Annotated in this window: 12 protein-coding genes; 6 read left to right on the forward strand and 6 right to left on the reverse strand. The window is 73.3% G+C overall.

What is annotated here, in order from left to right:
• The first annotated feature begins 364 nt into the window (after positions 1-364).
• Positions 365-1,726 carry a diaminopimelate decarboxylase gene (locus V7E45_RS03150; RefSeq protein ID WP_333772494.1) on the forward strand — a complete coding sequence of 454 codons (1,362 nt, stop codon included), beginning with the start codon at positions 365-367 and terminating at the stop codon, positions 1,724-1,726.
• A gap of 155 nt (positions 1,727-1,881) precedes the next feature.
• Here the strand turns inward: V7E45_RS03150 and V7E45_RS03155 are convergent, their stop codons facing one another.
• Genes V7E45_RS03155 through V7E45_RS03165 form a run of 3 tightly spaced genes read right to left on the reverse strand, consistent with a single transcriptional unit; the run spans position 1,882 to position 4,951 of the window.
• Positions 1,882-2,475, reverse strand: coding sequence for a TetR/AcrR family transcriptional regulator (locus V7E45_RS03155; RefSeq protein WP_020939056.1), 594 nt, complete (start codon positions 2,473-2,475; stop codon positions 1,882-1,884).
• A gap of 26 nt (positions 2,476-2,501) precedes the next feature.
• Complete coding sequence (locus V7E45_RS03160) at positions 2,502-4,181, reverse strand: class I adenylate-forming enzyme family protein (protein WP_333772495.1); 1,680 nt, start codon at positions 4,179-4,181, stop codon at positions 2,502-2,504.
• Positions 4,178-4,951 (reverse strand): SDR family oxidoreductase, encoded by a 774-nt coding sequence (locus V7E45_RS03165; protein WP_333772496.1) that lies wholly within the window; start codon positions 4,949-4,951, stop codon positions 4,178-4,180. Before V7E45_RS03165 ends, V7E45_RS03160 begins: the two co-directional genes overlap by 4 nt.
• 182 nt (positions 4,952-5,133) lie before the next feature.
• Between V7E45_RS03165 and V7E45_RS03170 the strand changes: the two genes are divergently transcribed.
• Together V7E45_RS03170 and V7E45_RS03175 are read left to right on the forward strand one after the other, a co-directional pair.
• Positions 5,134-6,390, forward strand: a complete 1,257-nt coding sequence (locus tag V7E45_RS03170) for an exo-beta-N-acetylmuramidase NamZ family protein (protein WP_333772497.1) — start codon at positions 5,134-5,136, stop codon at positions 6,388-6,390.
• Positions 6,391-6,472: 82 nt separating this feature from the next.
• Positions 6,473-7,774, forward strand: a complete 1,302-nt coding sequence (locus tag V7E45_RS03175; RefSeq protein ID WP_333772498.1) for a serine-threonine protein kinase — start codon at positions 6,473-6,475, stop codon at positions 7,772-7,774.
• An 18-nt stretch (positions 7,775-7,792) separates the two neighbouring features.
• Here the strand turns inward: V7E45_RS03175 and V7E45_RS03180 are convergent, their stop codons facing one another.
• Positions 7,793-10,582: a penicillin acylase family protein gene (locus V7E45_RS03180; RefSeq protein ID WP_333772499.1), complete on the reverse strand. Its 2,790-nt coding sequence runs from the start codon at positions 10,580-10,582 to the stop codon at positions 7,793-7,795.
• Between the two features lie 256 nt (positions 10,583-10,838).
• On the opposite strand from V7E45_RS03180, the gene V7E45_RS03185 reads away from it, so the two are divergent.
• Both V7E45_RS03185 and V7E45_RS03190 read left to right on the forward strand, forming a co-directional pair.
• Complete coding sequence (locus V7E45_RS03185; protein ID WP_319149301.1) at positions 10,839-11,441, forward strand: hypothetical protein; 603 nt, start codon at positions 10,839-10,841, stop codon at positions 11,439-11,441.
• Positions 11,442-11,554: 113 nt separating this feature from the next.
• Positions 11,555-12,289, forward strand: coding sequence for a 3-keto-5-aminohexanoate cleavage protein (locus tag V7E45_RS03190; RefSeq protein WP_333772500.1), 735 nt, complete (start codon positions 11,555-11,557; stop codon positions 12,287-12,289).
• On the opposite strand, the gene soxR is transcribed toward V7E45_RS03190, so the two are convergent.
• A complete protein-coding gene (gene soxR, locus V7E45_RS03195; protein WP_333772501.1) occupies positions 12,286-12,738 on the reverse strand; it encodes a redox-sensitive transcriptional activator SoxR in 453 nt (150 codons plus the stop codon). The genes V7E45_RS03190 and soxR overlap by 4 nt on opposite strands.
• Positions 12,739-12,841: 103 nt before the next feature.
• Here soxR and V7E45_RS03200 point away from each other — a divergent pair, with 103 nt between their 5' ends.
• Entirely contained in the window at positions 12,842-13,303 is a 462-nt protein-coding gene (locus V7E45_RS03200; protein WP_133922861.1) for a MaoC family dehydratase, read from the forward strand.
• A gap of 101 nt (positions 13,304-13,404) precedes the next feature.
• Here the strand turns inward: V7E45_RS03200 and V7E45_RS03205 are convergent, their stop codons facing one another.
• Positions 13,405-14,028 (reverse strand): TetR/AcrR family transcriptional regulator, encoded by a 624-nt coding sequence (locus V7E45_RS03205; protein WP_333772502.1) that lies wholly within the window; start codon positions 14,026-14,028, stop codon positions 13,405-13,407.
• Between the last annotated feature and the right edge of the window lie 34 nt (positions 14,029-14,062).

Consider the following 14,062-nt stretch of genomic DNA (forward strand, 5'->3'; position numbering starts at 1 on the left):
GCGGGCGTGACCAGGCTGCGGCCGGGACAGCGCGGGCGTACGAGGCGGGCGTGACCAGGCTGCGGCCGGGACAGCGCGGGCGTACGAGGCGGGCGTGACGAGCCGGGCGGCCGCCTGTCCGCCTGCCCCCTGCCCGCCTGGCCGTCGGTCCCGTCCTTCGTCCGTCCGCACCACGGAAGGGCGCCGTCCTCGTGGGCGCGCACAACGGGCGGCCCGGATCGCCGGGCGCTGCCGCCCCTCCCCCGTCGCGGGCGGGGTGTCTCTGCCGAACCGACGAAGACGGGCGGCGGGTGCGGCGGCAAGTCTGGGGAGGTGCCCGGGGAGCGGTTCCCCGGGTGGCGACCCCGACCCCGGAAGGCTCACCATGACCGTTGTGAACCCCGCCGCCGCACGGCGTGAACGCATCGTCCAGGAGGCCGTACGGCAGGGACTGCTCGATCCGGAGCGGGCCCTGCTGGCCGCCTTCGTCGACCTGGACGGGGTCGAGGTGACGGTCGGGGACCTGCGGGACTCCTTCCCCGGCCCGCCCGAGCTGCCCGGCGTGCTGCACACGTTCGCGGCGAAGGCGAACTGCCTGGTGCCGGTGCTCGGGGAGCTGGCCGGGCTCGGCATGGGCTGCGAGGTCGCGACCGCGGGCGAGCTGGCCCGGGCGCTGGCGGCCGGCTTCCCCGCCGGGCGGATCGTGTTCGACGCCCCGGCCAAGACCCGGGCGGAGCTGGAGCGGGCCCTGTCCCTCGGGGTGTCCGTCAACGCGGACAACTTCCAGGAGCTGGAGCGGATCGCGGAGATCCTGGCGCACCGCTCCTCGGCCTCACGGATCGGGGTGCGGCTCAACTGCCAGGTCGGCGGCGGTGCCATCGCCGCGATGAGCACGGCCACCAGCACCTCGAAGTTCGGGGTCCCGCTGGGGGACCCGGGCAACCGGGAGCGGCTGCTGCGGGCGTTCGCCGAGCACCCGTGGCTGACCTGGGTGCACACGCACACCGGGTCCCAGGGCTGCCCGCTCGACCTCATGGCCCGCGGGGTGGCGCAGGCGGTGGAGTTCGCCGGCCAGGTCGAGGCGGCCTTCGGGCCGGGCCGGGTCGCGGGCATCGACATCGGCGGCGGTCTGCCCGTCAACTTCGCCGACGACGCGTTCACGCCCACGTTCGCGGACTACGTCGAGCAGTTGCGCGCCCACGCCCCCGGCCTGTTCGCGGGCCGGTACGAGGTGGTCACGGAGTTCGGCCGCTCCCTGCTGGCCAAGAACGGCTTCATGGCCGCGTACGTGGAGTACACCAAGACGGCAGGGGGCCGCCCGATCGCGGTCACCCACGCAGGGGTGCAGGTCGCCACCCGGACCGTGTTCGGGCCCGACGCCTGGCCGCTGCGGATCGAGGCGCACGGCGGCGACGGCACGGCCAAGCACGGCCGTGCGGTGCGCCAGGACGTCGCGGGTCCCGCCTGCTTCGCCGGCGACCTGCTGGCCCGCGACCGGGCGCTGCCCCTGCTCCACCCCGGCGACCTGGTCGTCGTCCCGGACACCGGCGCCTACTACTTCTCGACGCCGTTCCACTACAACAGCCTGCCCGAGCCGGCGGTGCACGGCGTCCGCGTGCTCGCGGACGGCCGGATCGACTTCACGCTCATCCGTCCCGCGCACGACCCGTGGCTGCTGTCGGACCGCGACGGCGTGCGGGTGCGGCCGCCGGAGTCGGTGAGCGCCGCGGCCCACGGCATCGGCTGAGGAGGCCGGGGTGCCCCAGCCCGACCGCACGACGCGGCCCGAACGGGACGGGCCGCTCCTCACTCAGCGGGCCGCCCTGGTCTTCCTGCCGGCGGCGCCGTCACCGCGGTGATGTTCCTCAAGGAGATCATCGGCTAGCCGGGCGGGCGGCGGTGCTACGGCCGCAGCGCCCGCAGCAGCAGGTCGGCCAGGTGGTCGGCGACCTGCTGGGGGGTGAGGGGGCCGTCGGGGCGGTACCAGGTCGACAGGTGGTGGACCGAGCCGAAGTGGTAGTCCACGACCAGGTCGGCCGGGGTCGCCGTGGAGAAGACGCCCTCGCGCTGCCCCTCCTCGATGAGCGCGCGGAAGCGCTCGTGGTAGCGCCGGCGCTCCGCGCGCACCTGCTTGTTCTTCTCCGGGCTGAGCTGGTGCATGGAGCGGAAGAAGATCATCGCGTCGTCGAGGTTCTCGATCGTCGTCACCACGACGTCGGCGGCCGCCGCCCTGAGCCGCTTCTCGATCGGCTCGTCGGCGCCCGCGAACGCGTCGAGCCGCTCCTGCTGGACGCGCAGCACGCGCGCGTACACCTCGTGCAGCAGGTCGTCCTTGGAGCCGAAGTAGTGGTACAGCGCCCCCTTGGTGACGCCGGCCGCCTCCACGATCTCCTGCACCGAGGTGCGGTCGTATCCCTGCTCGGCGAAGAGGCGGGTGGCGGCGTCCAGCAGCCGCTGCGGAACGGGCGTCCCGTCTCCGTCCGTCGTCCTTGGCACTGCCGCCACCTGCCTTTCCGTCGTGTCTACTGACTGTCGTCGGCGCTGTCCCGCGCGCGGGAGCGCAGTTCCCGCCGGAGGATCTTCCCACTTGCCGTCTTCGGCAGGTCGGGCAGGATCTCCACCTGGCGGGGGTATTTGTAGGCGGCCAGTCTCTCCTTGCAGTACGCCGCCAGTTCATCCGGGTCCGTGTCGCTGTCCGGGCGCAGGCTGATGTAGGCGCGTACGGTCTCCCCGCGGTAGCCGTCGGGGACGCCGACCACGGCCGCCTCGCGTACCGCCGGATGGGTGTAGAGGACGTCCTCGACCTCGCGGGGCCACACCTTGAAGCCGGACGCGTTGATCATGTCCTTCTTGCGGTCCACGACGTAGAGCCAGCCCTGGGGGTCCATGAACCCGATGTCGCCGGTGCGCAGCTCGCCGTCCGGGAAGGTCTCGGCGGTCGCGTCGGGCCGCCGCCAGTAGCCGGGCACCACCTGGGGCCCGCGGACGACGATCTCGCCCGGTTGGCCGAGGGGTACCTCCTCGCCTCGGTCGTCCAGGACGCGCACCAGGGTGTCGGCGCCGGGCAGGCCGACCGACAGCGTTCCGGAGCCCGGGTCGACGGGCGCTTCGAGGCCGGGCGGGACGGAGGCGCAGGGGGCGGTGCACTCGGTGAGGCCGTAGCCCACCCGGATGTAGGGCCCGAACCGCTCGCGGAACCGTTCCACCAGGGCCGGGGGCACGGGGGCGCCGCCCGAGGAGATGTTCACGAAGGAGGCGAAGTGGTCGCGGGTGGCGGCCGGGTGGGCGGCCAGCGCCATGAAGGCGGTGGACGGACCGACGGTGTAGTGCGGCCGGTGCTCGGCGAACGCCTCAAGGACGACGCCGGGCTCGAAGCGGTACGTCAGCACCAGGGTGCCCACGCCGGCCAGGCAGGCGCCGAACTGGCAGACCATGCCGGTGATGTGGAACAGGGGCGCGAGGGCGTAGTAGACGGGCGCGTCGGGCAGGCCGAGCCCCGTCCGCTGGCGCTCGGCGTTGTGCATGATGTTGGCGTGCGTGTTGGTGGCGCCCTTGGGGGTGCCGCTGGTGCCCGAGGTGTAGCTGATCAGGGCGATGTCCTCGGGACGCGGATCGCGGTCCTCGGGCGCCTTCCCGCCCTGCCGGGCGACGGCGGCGAGGTCGTCGGTGTCGGCCGGCCGGGGCAGCCGCTCGAAGGCGAGCACGCGCGCGTCGTCGCGGGTCTGGAAGTCGCGTTCGCACGCGGTGAGCACGATCCGCACCGGCGAACCGGCGGCCGTGTCGCGCAGGTACGACTCCCAGGCCCGGTCGGAGCAGACCAGGGCGGTCACCTCGGCGTCCCGCAGCACGTGGGCGACCTCGGCCGACTTGTACATGGGGTTGACGGGTACGACGGTCGCGCCCGCCTTCCAGGCACCGAGCACGGCCAGGACGAAGTGCGGGGAGTTCTGCAGCAGGACGGCGACCCGGTCGCCGCGCCGCACACCGCGCTCGGCGAGGTGGGCGGCCAGCGAGTCGGTCAGGGCGTCCGTCTCGCGGTAGGAGAGGCGGGCGTCGAAGTAGGCGAGGAAGGCGCGGTCGGGGGCCTCGGCGACCGCCTCGCGCAGGGTGTGCACGAGGGAGTCGGCGGGGGTGACCGGGGCGCGCTGGGCCTCGGTGAGCAGGGCCAGCCAGGGGCGGGCCGCGTAGGGGGAGTCGGTCACCGGCCGGCCTCCCACTTGCGCTGGAGGTGGTTCATGCCGGCCAGCCACCGGTCGGTGTCGGCGGCCCGCGCCTGGTAGTACTCGGCGACCTCGGGGTGCGGCAGGATCAGGAAGCGGTCCTCCTCGATGCCCCGGAACAGGGCGTCGGCCACGGCGTCCGGCTCGATCGCGGTGGGCTTGAGCACCAGGTCGCCCGCGCTGCCGGTGGCGGCCAGCATGTCGGTGCGCACACCCTGGGGGCAGATGGCGTGCACCCGTATCCCGCGGTGGCGGTAGGTGAGGGACAGCCATTCGGCGAAGGCGAGCGCGCCGTGCTTGGTGACGGCGTAGGAGGGGGCGCCGATCATGGTGAGGAGCCCGGCGGCGGAGACGGTGGAGACGAACCGGCCGCTTCCGCGCTCCAGCCAGCCGGGCAGCAGCGCGTGGGCCGCGCGGACGTGGGCCATCACGTTGACGTCCCAGGACAGGGCCCAGGACCGCTCGTCGAGCGGCTCCCCGGCGCCCGCGTCCTCGAAGGCGACGCCCGCGTTGGCGCAGTAGACGTCCACGGTGCCGCCGAGCGCGTCACGGGCGTCGGCGACGATCGCGGAGGCGTCCCCGGGGACGGCGGTGCCGCCGATCTCCGCCGCGACGGCCTCGGCCTTCTCGGCGTCCAGGTCGTTCACGACGACACGGGCGCCCGCGGCGGCGAACCGGCGGGCCAGCGCGGCCCCGATCCCCCCGCCGGCTCCGGTGACCACCACTCCCGCATCCTGCACGGCTTCCACCATCTGTCTCCTTCGACACGGCGCGACTGGGCTCGGCGACGGCCAGACTAACCGGTCGGTATGTGTGAGGGAAGGGCAACTGTCCCAACCTCAAAGGGCACGGTGCCACCACGCCCTCCCCCGGCGGCGCCGCGCGAGCGCCACCCACCGACGTCCCGCACGTTCCCCACGACGGAGGCAACCCCATGCGCCTGTCCCGACGGAACCTACTCGCCTCGGCCACGCTGGCGGCCTCGGCCTCGATGGCGGCCGTTCCCGTCCTCTCCCCCCACCGCGCCGCCCCCCGGCACCGCGAACCCCTGCGCACCGGGTTCGAGAGACTCGCGGCCGACGGGTACGCCGTGCTCGGCGGCCGGCGCGTCGGTGTCGTCACCAACCCCACCGGCATCACCCGGGACGCCCGGCACATCGTCGACGTCATGCACGAGGACCCCCGGGTCGAGCTGACCGCCGTGTTCGGCCCGGAGCACGGCTTCCGCGGCACCGCACAGGCGGGCGGCTCCGAGGGCCGCTACGACGACCCGGCGACCGGCCTGCCGGTCTACGACACCTACCTCAAGAGCGGCCGGCCGCTCGCCGACATCTTCACCGCGTCCGGCGTCGACACGGTCGTCTTCGACATCCAGGACGTGGGCGCCCGCTTCTACACGTACATCTGGACGCTCTACGACTGCATGGAGGCGGCCGCGCTCGCGGGCAAGCGGTTCGTCGTGCTGGACCGCCCGAACCCCGTGACCGGCCGCGCGGCCGAGGGGCCGGTGCTGCACAAGGAGTTCGCCACGTTCATCGGCCGGCAGCCGATCGCGCAGGCGCACGGCATGACGGTCGCCGAGCTGGCCCGGCTGTTCAACGGGGAGTTCCTGACCACGCCCGTCCCGCTGGAGACCGTACGGATGACCGGCTGGAAGCGGGAGGCGTTCTACGACGCCTCCGGCCTGCCCTGGGTGCCGCCGAGCCCGAACATGCCGACTCCGGACACCGCGCTGGTCTACTCGGGCACCTGCATGTTCGAGGGGACCAACCTCTCCGAGGGGCGCGGCACCACCCGGCCCTTCGAACTGCTCGGCGCCGAGGGGATCGACGGGCGCTGGGCCGCCGCGGCCGGTGAACTGGGGCTGCCGGGCGTGCGGTTCCGGGAAGCGTACTTCGCGCCCACCTTCTCCAAGTTCCAGGGGAAGACCGTCGGCGGTGTGCAGATCCATGTGCACGACCGCGCCGCCTACGACCCCGTGCGCACCGGGATCGCGCTGCTGGTGACCGCCCGGAAGGTCTGGGACGGCTTCGCCTGGCGCCCGGACGACTGGATCGACAAGCTCACCGGCTCCAGCCGGGTGCGCACGATGATCGACGCGGGGGCCGGCGTGGACGAGGTGACCGGCGCGTGGCAGACGGAGCTGGCCGCGTTCCGCCGGGTCCGGGAGGGATACCTGCTCTACAAGTGACCCGCACGGTATGGCCAACTCTGCCCCGTCGCAGGACGATACGCGCACATCGCATCGTTTCGGGGGGACGAGGGAGCCTGGCATGGCGGATCCGGGGATGAGCGTGACTCCCTACTGGGAGCTGACCTTCGACGCGGACGGGGACGTGGACGGCCCCGAACGCGACCGGGTGCTGACGCAGGTCGCGGACCACGGCGTCCGTGACCTGATCGTCTTCGCGCACGGCTGGAACAACGACCGTTCGGGCGCCACCGCGCTGTACCGCGCCTTCTTCGCCCCGGTCCCGGGGCTCGCCCCCAGGGCGCGGATCGGGTACGTGGGGGTGATCTGGCCGTCGATGCGGTTCTGCGACGAGCCGATCCCCGACTTCCCCCGGTCCGTGGCGGCCGCGGCGGCGCAGGCGGTGCCCGGCCCGGCGCTGGACAAGGACACCCGGCGGGCCCTGCTGGACGTCTTCCCCGGCCGGGCCACCGTGCTCGACCAGCTGGCCCGGATGCTGGACGAGCAGCCCGCGGGCGAAGAACGGCCGGCGGAGTTCGGGCGGCTGGTCCGGCTGCTCGTCGACACCCCGCGGACGGTCGCCGCGGACGACACGTCCGACGAGGGTGAGCCACTGGCGTTCGGTGGGGACGCGGGCGCAGCCTGCGCGGAGTTCGCCGAGGCGCTGGCCGGCCTCGGCGCGCCGCGGGAGCCGGCCGGGTTCGCGCTGCCGAACCCGTGGGACGGCGCCAAGGAGCTGCTGCGGCAGGCGACCTACTACGCGATGAAGAAGCGGGCCGGGACCGTGGGCGAGCGCGGGCTCGGGCCGTTCGTCGGGCGGCTGGCCGCCGCGGCCCCCGAGGTGCGGGTGCACCTGGTCGGGCACAGCTTCGGCGGGCGGCTGGTGTCGTTCGCGCTGCGCGGGCTGCCCGGCGGCGTGCGCGCGGTGAAGTCCGTGACCCTGCTCCAAGGGGCCTTCTCGCACTACGCGTTCGCCGCCCGGCTGCCCGGCGCCGCGGACTCGGCGGGCGCGCTGGCGGACCGGCAGAAGCGGATCGACGGTCCCCTGGTGTGCTGCTACTCGCGCTTCGACGCGGCCCTGGGCACCTTCTACCCGCTGGCCTCCCGGATGTCCGACGACGACCGGTCGGTCGCCGGGTTCGACCTCGGCCGGGCGCTGGGCGCGCGGTGGGGGGCCATGGGCCACGACGGGGCCCAGGCGGTGCCGGGCACCGTCGCCCACGACCTCGCCGCGGCCCTGCGCGGCCCGCTGCCCGCGTCGGGCTGTGTGAACGTCGACGCGGCCGCGGTCGTCCGCCGCGGCGGCGGACCGGCCGGAGCGCACAGCGACATCCTGCACCCGGAGCTGGCCCGGCTGGTGCTGGCGGCGGGCCGCATCGGCTGACCCGCCGCCGGCGTCACCTCACCGGTGCGAGGTGTACTCCACCACCTGCTGGAAGGTCGGCCGGTTCTGCCAGCCGATCCGGCCGTGCTTGATACCGCCCAGGGTGCGCTGGACGATCGAGTCCGCGCACCACTGGTCGCCGGCCGAGCACTGGTCGTCGCCCGGGTAGACCTGGGCCGCGGTCAGGCCCGCCGCCTGCTTCAGGGTGCCGATCAGGGCGTCCCGGCAGGCGGTGAGGCTGCCCCCGCCGCAGTACTTCTGCGTCAGACCGCCCTGCACCGGCTCGCCGAGCACCGCCCTGATGTCCTTGTCGACATAGCTCCACCAGCCGTACTGGAAGGAGCTTCCGGCGTGCGACCCGGTCGGGCCGTGACCGGCGGACGGGGCCTCGTCCACGGGCAGGTCGGCGGTGAACGCGCTGTACAGGTCGCTGCCGAGCCCGGGTTCGAACTCCGCCTTCACCAGCAGCGGCCACCAGGCGTCCAGGATGCGGATCGCGTCGGCGTCGGCGTACTGCTTGGAACCGGCCGCGGTCTCGGTGCGCCTCGCGCCCGCGGCGACCCACGCCTGGAGCTTGCCGACCGCCGCGGCGGCCGTGGTGTCGGTCACCGGGGAGGAGTTGATCACCTTGAGCAGCTTCGGCAGCACGTCCTCGGCGCGCAGGTCGGCGAGAGCGGCGTCGGCCATGGCCTGGGTGAGCTTCGCGCGAGTCACGCCGCCGGCCGCGACCAGTCTGCGCACCCGGTCGTCGAGCAGGTTGCCGCGGTGCACGGACCCGTCGCCCCAGGACGCGGTCGTGTAGTCCTTGGCCTGCTTGTTGTTCCAGGAGATGTAGTAGTCCTGGTCGACGGAGTTGGGGTGCGCGGAGGCCGGGGTGTAGGCGGCCGTGTTGGTCGCCGGGTCCCAGCCCTGCCACTCGTACGCCGGCTGCGCCCATACCGGGAACTCGGCGTCGACGCCGGTCGCCCGGACCGGGTTGTCGCCGCTGTTGTAGTACGCGGTGTGCTGGGAGTCGGCGTAGAACCAGTTGAAGGTGTAGTTGATGTGCTGGGCCGCGCTCTGGAAGTCCTGCGGGCCCTTGACGTAGTCGGGGTCGTTCAGCATCTGGAAGCCGATGATCGAGTCGGCCTCGTGCAGGTAGGAGGAGCGCAGGGAGGTGTAGGCGACCTTCTTGCCGCCGACGGTGGCGCGGTACTCCACCGGCCCGTACTTCGTGCGCCACACGCGCATCGTGTACGAACCGGCGGCCGTGCCGTCGGCCACGGTCGGCTTCCAGGCGTTCTTCTGCTCGACCTTGTCCATGGCGGTGCAGGTGCCGCGGTACAGGTAGTGATAGTCGTCCTGGCACAGTTCGACGGCGTAGGTGTCGATGATGTCCTGGCCGGAGGTGGTGGCGCTCCAGGAGTAGTCCTGGCCGCGGCCCAGTTCGACGTACATGCTCAGGCCGGCGAAGGAGGCGCCGCGGGCGCTGATGCCCGGGCCCTGGATCTCCTGGAGCATGAGCAGCTGCGGGGCGAAGTAGCCGGTCTGCGGACCGAAGACGGCGATCGGGTGGCCGCCGGCGGTGTACTTGCCGCTGACCACGAGGGCGTTGGACATGCCGCGCCGGGCGGAGCCGAGGGTGGTCTTCGCCGCGGCCGCCGAGGTGCTCCTGGCGCTCGCGGTGGCGGCGCTGCCGGTGCGGTCGTAGACGAGCGGTTCCTGGGTGACGGAGCCGGCGTCGGGCAGCGCCTCGCCCTTGGGGTCGGCGGGCCTGGTGGCGTAGGGGAAGCTGCGGCCGTCGTGCACGGTGAGGGCGGCCTCGGCGTCGTTGCGCTCGCGGAAGGACTCCCATACCGCGGTGCCCTGTTCCACGCCGTACTTGGACTGGGCGGCCAGCAGCGACAGGGCGTTGTCGACCTCGCCACCACCGCCGGAGCCGAACAGGGAGCCGATGACGGAGGCCAGCGCCACCATGTCGGTGACCTTGAAGTGGTCTATGGTGCCGGCGTTGGTGATCGAGTCCTTGTGGCCGGTCAGGACGTACTCGCCCGGGAAGTAGCGCCCGCTGTCGGAGGCGTCGATGTAGGCGTTGACGCCGTCGAGGTAGGCGTTGACGTCGGCGAGGGCCTGCTGCCCGCGGGCGCCGTTGCGGGCGACGGCGCCGTCGATCTGCGCCTGGAGGTCGGCCTCGGTGTAGGGCGCGTTCCGGTAGAACTGCTGCTCCAGGCCCTGGTTGGCGGCCGCACCGCCCGCGAAGCCGGTGAGCCGGCCGCGGCCGACGTGCCGGAAGACGTCCATCAGCCACAGCCGGTCCTCGGCGGCCGCGTACCCGGCGCCGAACTCGGTGCCGTACCGGGTGGTGCCCGTGATGTGCGGCACACCCGCCTTCTTGTCGCGGACGATCGTCACGTCGCCGCGGCCCGCGGGCTTCTCGGTGGAGGCGACCTGGTCCGAAGGCACCCCGAAGGAGGCGTCGTTGAAGAACGTGTTGATCTTGGCGTCGGTGAGTCCCGAGTACCCGGTCGCCAGGTTGGCGTAGGGACCGAGCTGGTCCTCGGCGTGCGAGGGCTGGGTGCCGAATGCCTGGTTGAGCAGAATCTGGGCAAGCGTGGCGTTGCCGTTCTCACCGGGCGGCAGGATGTCCGAGCACTGGCCGCCGCAGTAGTCGTTCGAGGTGGCGGCGGGTTCGGCGGCGGCTGCCTGGGTGAGCGGGGAGAGCAGGCCGGCGATCAGAACGCATACGGACGCCGTCTTCAGGAACCCGGCGAGCTTGCGGGGAGTTCTCAGTGTGTCGAACAGCGCGTTGCGTGGGGTGCGCCGTGGCATGGCGACTCCTCCCGAACGAGGGTGGGCCGGACGTTACCGCCGGTATCCCCGGGATGGAAGATGAACATGCGTCAACTTTCGGAGTCGTCGGACCGGTGCCCGGCGGTCAACCCGGGGCGCCTTATGGGAGGGCATCGGAAAACGGATGGAGCCGAATCGTGTGTCGACACGTCTACTCGGCGATGTCGCGCGGAACCCGTACGGCGACGACGAAGTGACCGAAGTGCGGACGCAGGTGTGACGGAGGTGCAGGGCGATGGCCGGATTCCGAAGTCTCGCGAGACAGGTGCGAGATCCGCGATGTGATCTGGCGCTGCGGCGCTACTCACTGCGCAAGTGCTTGGAGCGGTTCGCTCCTTACGGGCACCGCGCGACCTGGGACCATCTCTGCTCGCGGGCCGGTTTCGGTCCGGAGGACCGGTCCCCCGACCCGGCGCGGCTCGTGGCCGCACTGGAGGAGCTGGAGGAGGCGCGGGCGGTCTGGCTCGGCTACGAGGCCGAGTTCGCCGAGCGCCGCAAGAAGGAGAAGCACGACGGGCTGCGCCGGCCGGGCAGCGTGGACGACTGGCATCGGCTGACCTGGGGCGGGTTCGGGGTCGCCTGGTGTGACGACCCGCGGGTGCACCCGGACGAGCCGCTGGCGGAGGTGCTGCGCCGGATCATCGCCGCGCTGAACCGCGATCCGGGGGCGGCCTGTCCGGTGTGCGGCGGCGAACGCCTCGTGTGGAGATACGGCCTGGACCACGAGCCCTCCTCCGGTCCCGTCTGCGCGGACTGCGGGATCCTCGTGCCCCGGCCCGTGCTCACGCCCCAGGCCCTGGCGTACGCCAGGCACGGGCGGCTGCTGATGTCGGCCTGACCGAAGGGCCGGACCGTTCGGCGGGGATGCACGGGGGGTGCGCCGGGGATGCCGCACCCCCTGATGTGCTCGGACGCGGCGGCGTTGTCAGTGACCCCTGGCACCATCGGGACATGGTGCAGGTGTGTCTGAACGGGCGCCGCTCGGGCGCCGACGGAGCGGCGGTGCCGCTGTCCCCGGGGGAGTTGGCGCGGTCCGCGGCCGAGGCCGTGGCGGCCGGGGCCACGGAGGTCCATGTCCACCCCCGGACACCGTGCGGACGGGACAGTCTGTCGCCGCGTGTGGTCGAGGAGACCATCGACGTCGTACGGCGGCGGGTGCGGGTGCCGCTCGGGGTCACCACGGGCGCCTGGGCCGCCCCCGACCCGGCGGTGCGGCTGGCGCGGGTGTCCTGCTGGTCGGTGCTGCCCGACTTCGTCTCGGTGAACTGGCACGAGCCCGGCGCGGAGGACGTGGCCGAGCACTTCCTCACCATGGGTGTCGGCGTGGAGGCGGGCATCTGGTCCGGCACGGACGGCGCGGCCCGGTTCGCGGCCTCCCCGCTCGGGCCGAGCGTGCTGCGTGTGCTGGCCGAGGTGACCGACCCGGACCCGGCGACGGCCGAGGACTCGGCGCGGGCCCTGCTGGCCGACCTCGGCGACGCCCGCGGCCGCCCCGTCCTGCTGCACGGCGAGGAGGGCGGCACCTGGCCGGTGCTGCGGCTGGCGGGACGGCTCGGCCTGGCCACCCGGATCGGCCTGGAGGACACCCTGTTCCTGCCGGGCGGTGAACGGGCCTCGTCCAACGCCGAGTTGGTGGCCGAGGCGCTGGCGCTGCCGGAGAACGCGGGGCCGGCGCCGGGGCGTTAGCCGGGCAGCAGCCTCGACCCGGACCGCCGCTCGCCGAACAGGTCGTCCGGGTTGGACAGCACGCAGCTGTCCAGGGAGAGGCAGCCGCAGCCGATGCAGTCGGTGAGGTGGTCCCGGAGCCGGTTGAGCTGCCGGATGCGTTCGTCCAGCTCCGAGCGCCACGCCTCGGACAGGCGCGCCCAGTCCGCTCGGGTGGGGGTGCGCTCCTCCGGGAGCCGCGCGAGGGCCTCGCGGATCGTGGCCAGCGGGATGCCGACCCGCTGGGCGGCGCGCACGAAGGCGACGCGGCGCAGGGTGTCCCGGGCGTAGCGGCGCTGGTTGCCCGCGGTGCGGCGGCTGCTGATCAGCCCCTTGGACTCGTAGAAGTGCAGGGCGGAGACGGCGGCGCCGCTGCGCGCGGACAACTGGCCCACGGTCAGCTCGTGGATCTGCTCGGGGATCTGGGGCACTCCGCGGAGCCTACCGGGGCGGCCGGCCGTGGTCCGTTGACAGGGACCGCCGACCCGAGCATGCTAAGCAGTTGCTTAGACATGCGAGCGAGAGGCCGGGAACATGGCAGAACCGAGGACCTTCACCTCCCCCGACGAGCTGCGGGCCGCCGTGGGCGAGCAGCTGGGCCACACGGACTGGGTGGAGGTCGACCAGAAGCGGATCGACCTGTTCGCCGAGGCCACCGGGGACCACCAGTGGATCCACGTGGACCCGGAGAAGGCCGCCGCCGGGCCGTTCGGGACCACCATCGCCCACGGGTACCTGACCCTCTCGCTGCTGCCGCTCTTCGGGCCGCAGCTGATCAGCGTCGAGGGCGTGCGGATGGGCGTCAACTACGGCACCAACAAGGTCCGCTTCCCCGCGCCCGTCCCCGTCGGCTCCCGGCTGCGCGCCACCGCGACGATCACGGGTGTCGAGGACGTGCCGGGCGGTGTGCAGGTGGCCGTGGCCTTCACGGTGGAGCGCGAGGGCGGCGACAAGCCGGTGTGCGTCGCGGAGTCGGTGTCCCGTTACTACCTCTGAGCCCGGGGCGCGACCGCCCACGAGCCGGGAGGACGCGCTGGGCCGTGTCCGCGAAGTCCCGCCTGCCCCACGGGCGGACGACGGGACTCTCCGGACACGGCCTAGCCGGCGCCCACCATCCGCAGCACGAGGTCGGCGTAGAGCGCGCCGACCTCCTCGGGGGTGCGCGGCCCGTTCACGGTGAACCAGCGGGCCACGTCGATGCACAGCGACAGCACCGCGAGCGTGGTCCCCTGCACGTCCGGCACCTGGAACTCGCCCGAGGCCACGCCGTCCTCGATGATGCCGCGCACCTCGGCGTCCACCTGCCGGCGCAGCGCGACGATCTCGGCGCGGGCCTCGGGGCCGAGCGCGTCGAGTTCGTACTGCACGACCCGGGCGGTGGTGCGCCGCCCGGCGTGCCACCGCACGAAGGAGCTGACCGCGTCGGCGAGCCGCTCGGCCGCGGTGCCCTCGCGCCCGGCGGCCGTGCGCAGGATGTCCAGCGCCTTGTCGTGGCCGATGCGGCTGATCCGGTGGAGCAGCTCTTCCTTGGTCTTGTAGTGGATGTAGAGCGCGGCCGGGCTCATGCCGGCGCGGCCCGCGATGTCGCGGGTCGTCGTCGCGTGGTAGCCGCGCTCGGCGAAGGCCTCCACGGCGGCGACCAGCAGTCGCCGGGCCGCGTCAGGGGTGACCTGTTCCCACGGCTCGACCTCGCCGCCGGTCGTCTCCTCCGCCGTACTCATCGCTCGCTCGCCCCTCTCGGTGACAGGAGCACCA

The sequence above is a fragment of the Streptomyces sp. IBSBF 3136 genome, from assembly GCF_036815105.1.
GTDB lineage: Bacteria > Actinomycetota > Actinomycetes > Streptomycetales > Streptomycetaceae > Streptomyces.

Coding starts and splice junctions, on each gene's coding strand:
- V7E45_RS03150 (WP_333772494.1), top strand. CDS start 365: ATGACCGTTGTGAACCCCGCCGCCGCACGGCGTGAACGCATCGTCCAG.
- V7E45_RS03165 (WP_333772496.1), bottom strand. CDS start 4,951: ATGGTGGAAGCCGTGCAGGATGCGGGAGTGGTGGTCACCGGAGCCGGC.
- V7E45_RS03170 (WP_333772497.1), top strand. CDS start 5,134: ATGCGCCTGTCCCGACGGAACCTACTCGCCTCGGCCACGCTGGCGGCC.
- V7E45_RS03175 (WP_333772498.1), top strand. CDS start 6,473: ATGGCGGATCCGGGGATGAGCGTGACTCCCTACTGGGAGCTGACCTTC.
- V7E45_RS03180 (WP_333772499.1), bottom strand. CDS start 10,582: ATGCCACGGCGCACCCCACGCAACGCGCTGTTCGACACACTGAGAACT.
- V7E45_RS03185 (WP_319149301.1), top strand. CDS start 10,839: ATGGCCGGATTCCGAAGTCTCGCGAGACAGGTGCGAGATCCGCGATGT.
- V7E45_RS03190 (WP_333772500.1), top strand. CDS start 11,555: ATGGTGCAGGTGTGTCTGAACGGGCGCCGCTCGGGCGCCGACGGAGCG.
- V7E45_RS03200 (WP_133922861.1), top strand. CDS start 12,842: ATGGCAGAACCGAGGACCTTCACCTCCCCCGACGAGCTGCGGGCCGCC.
- V7E45_RS03205 (WP_333772502.1), bottom strand. CDS start 14,028: ATGAGTACGGCGGAGGAGACGACCGGCGGCGAGGTCGAGCCGTGGGAA.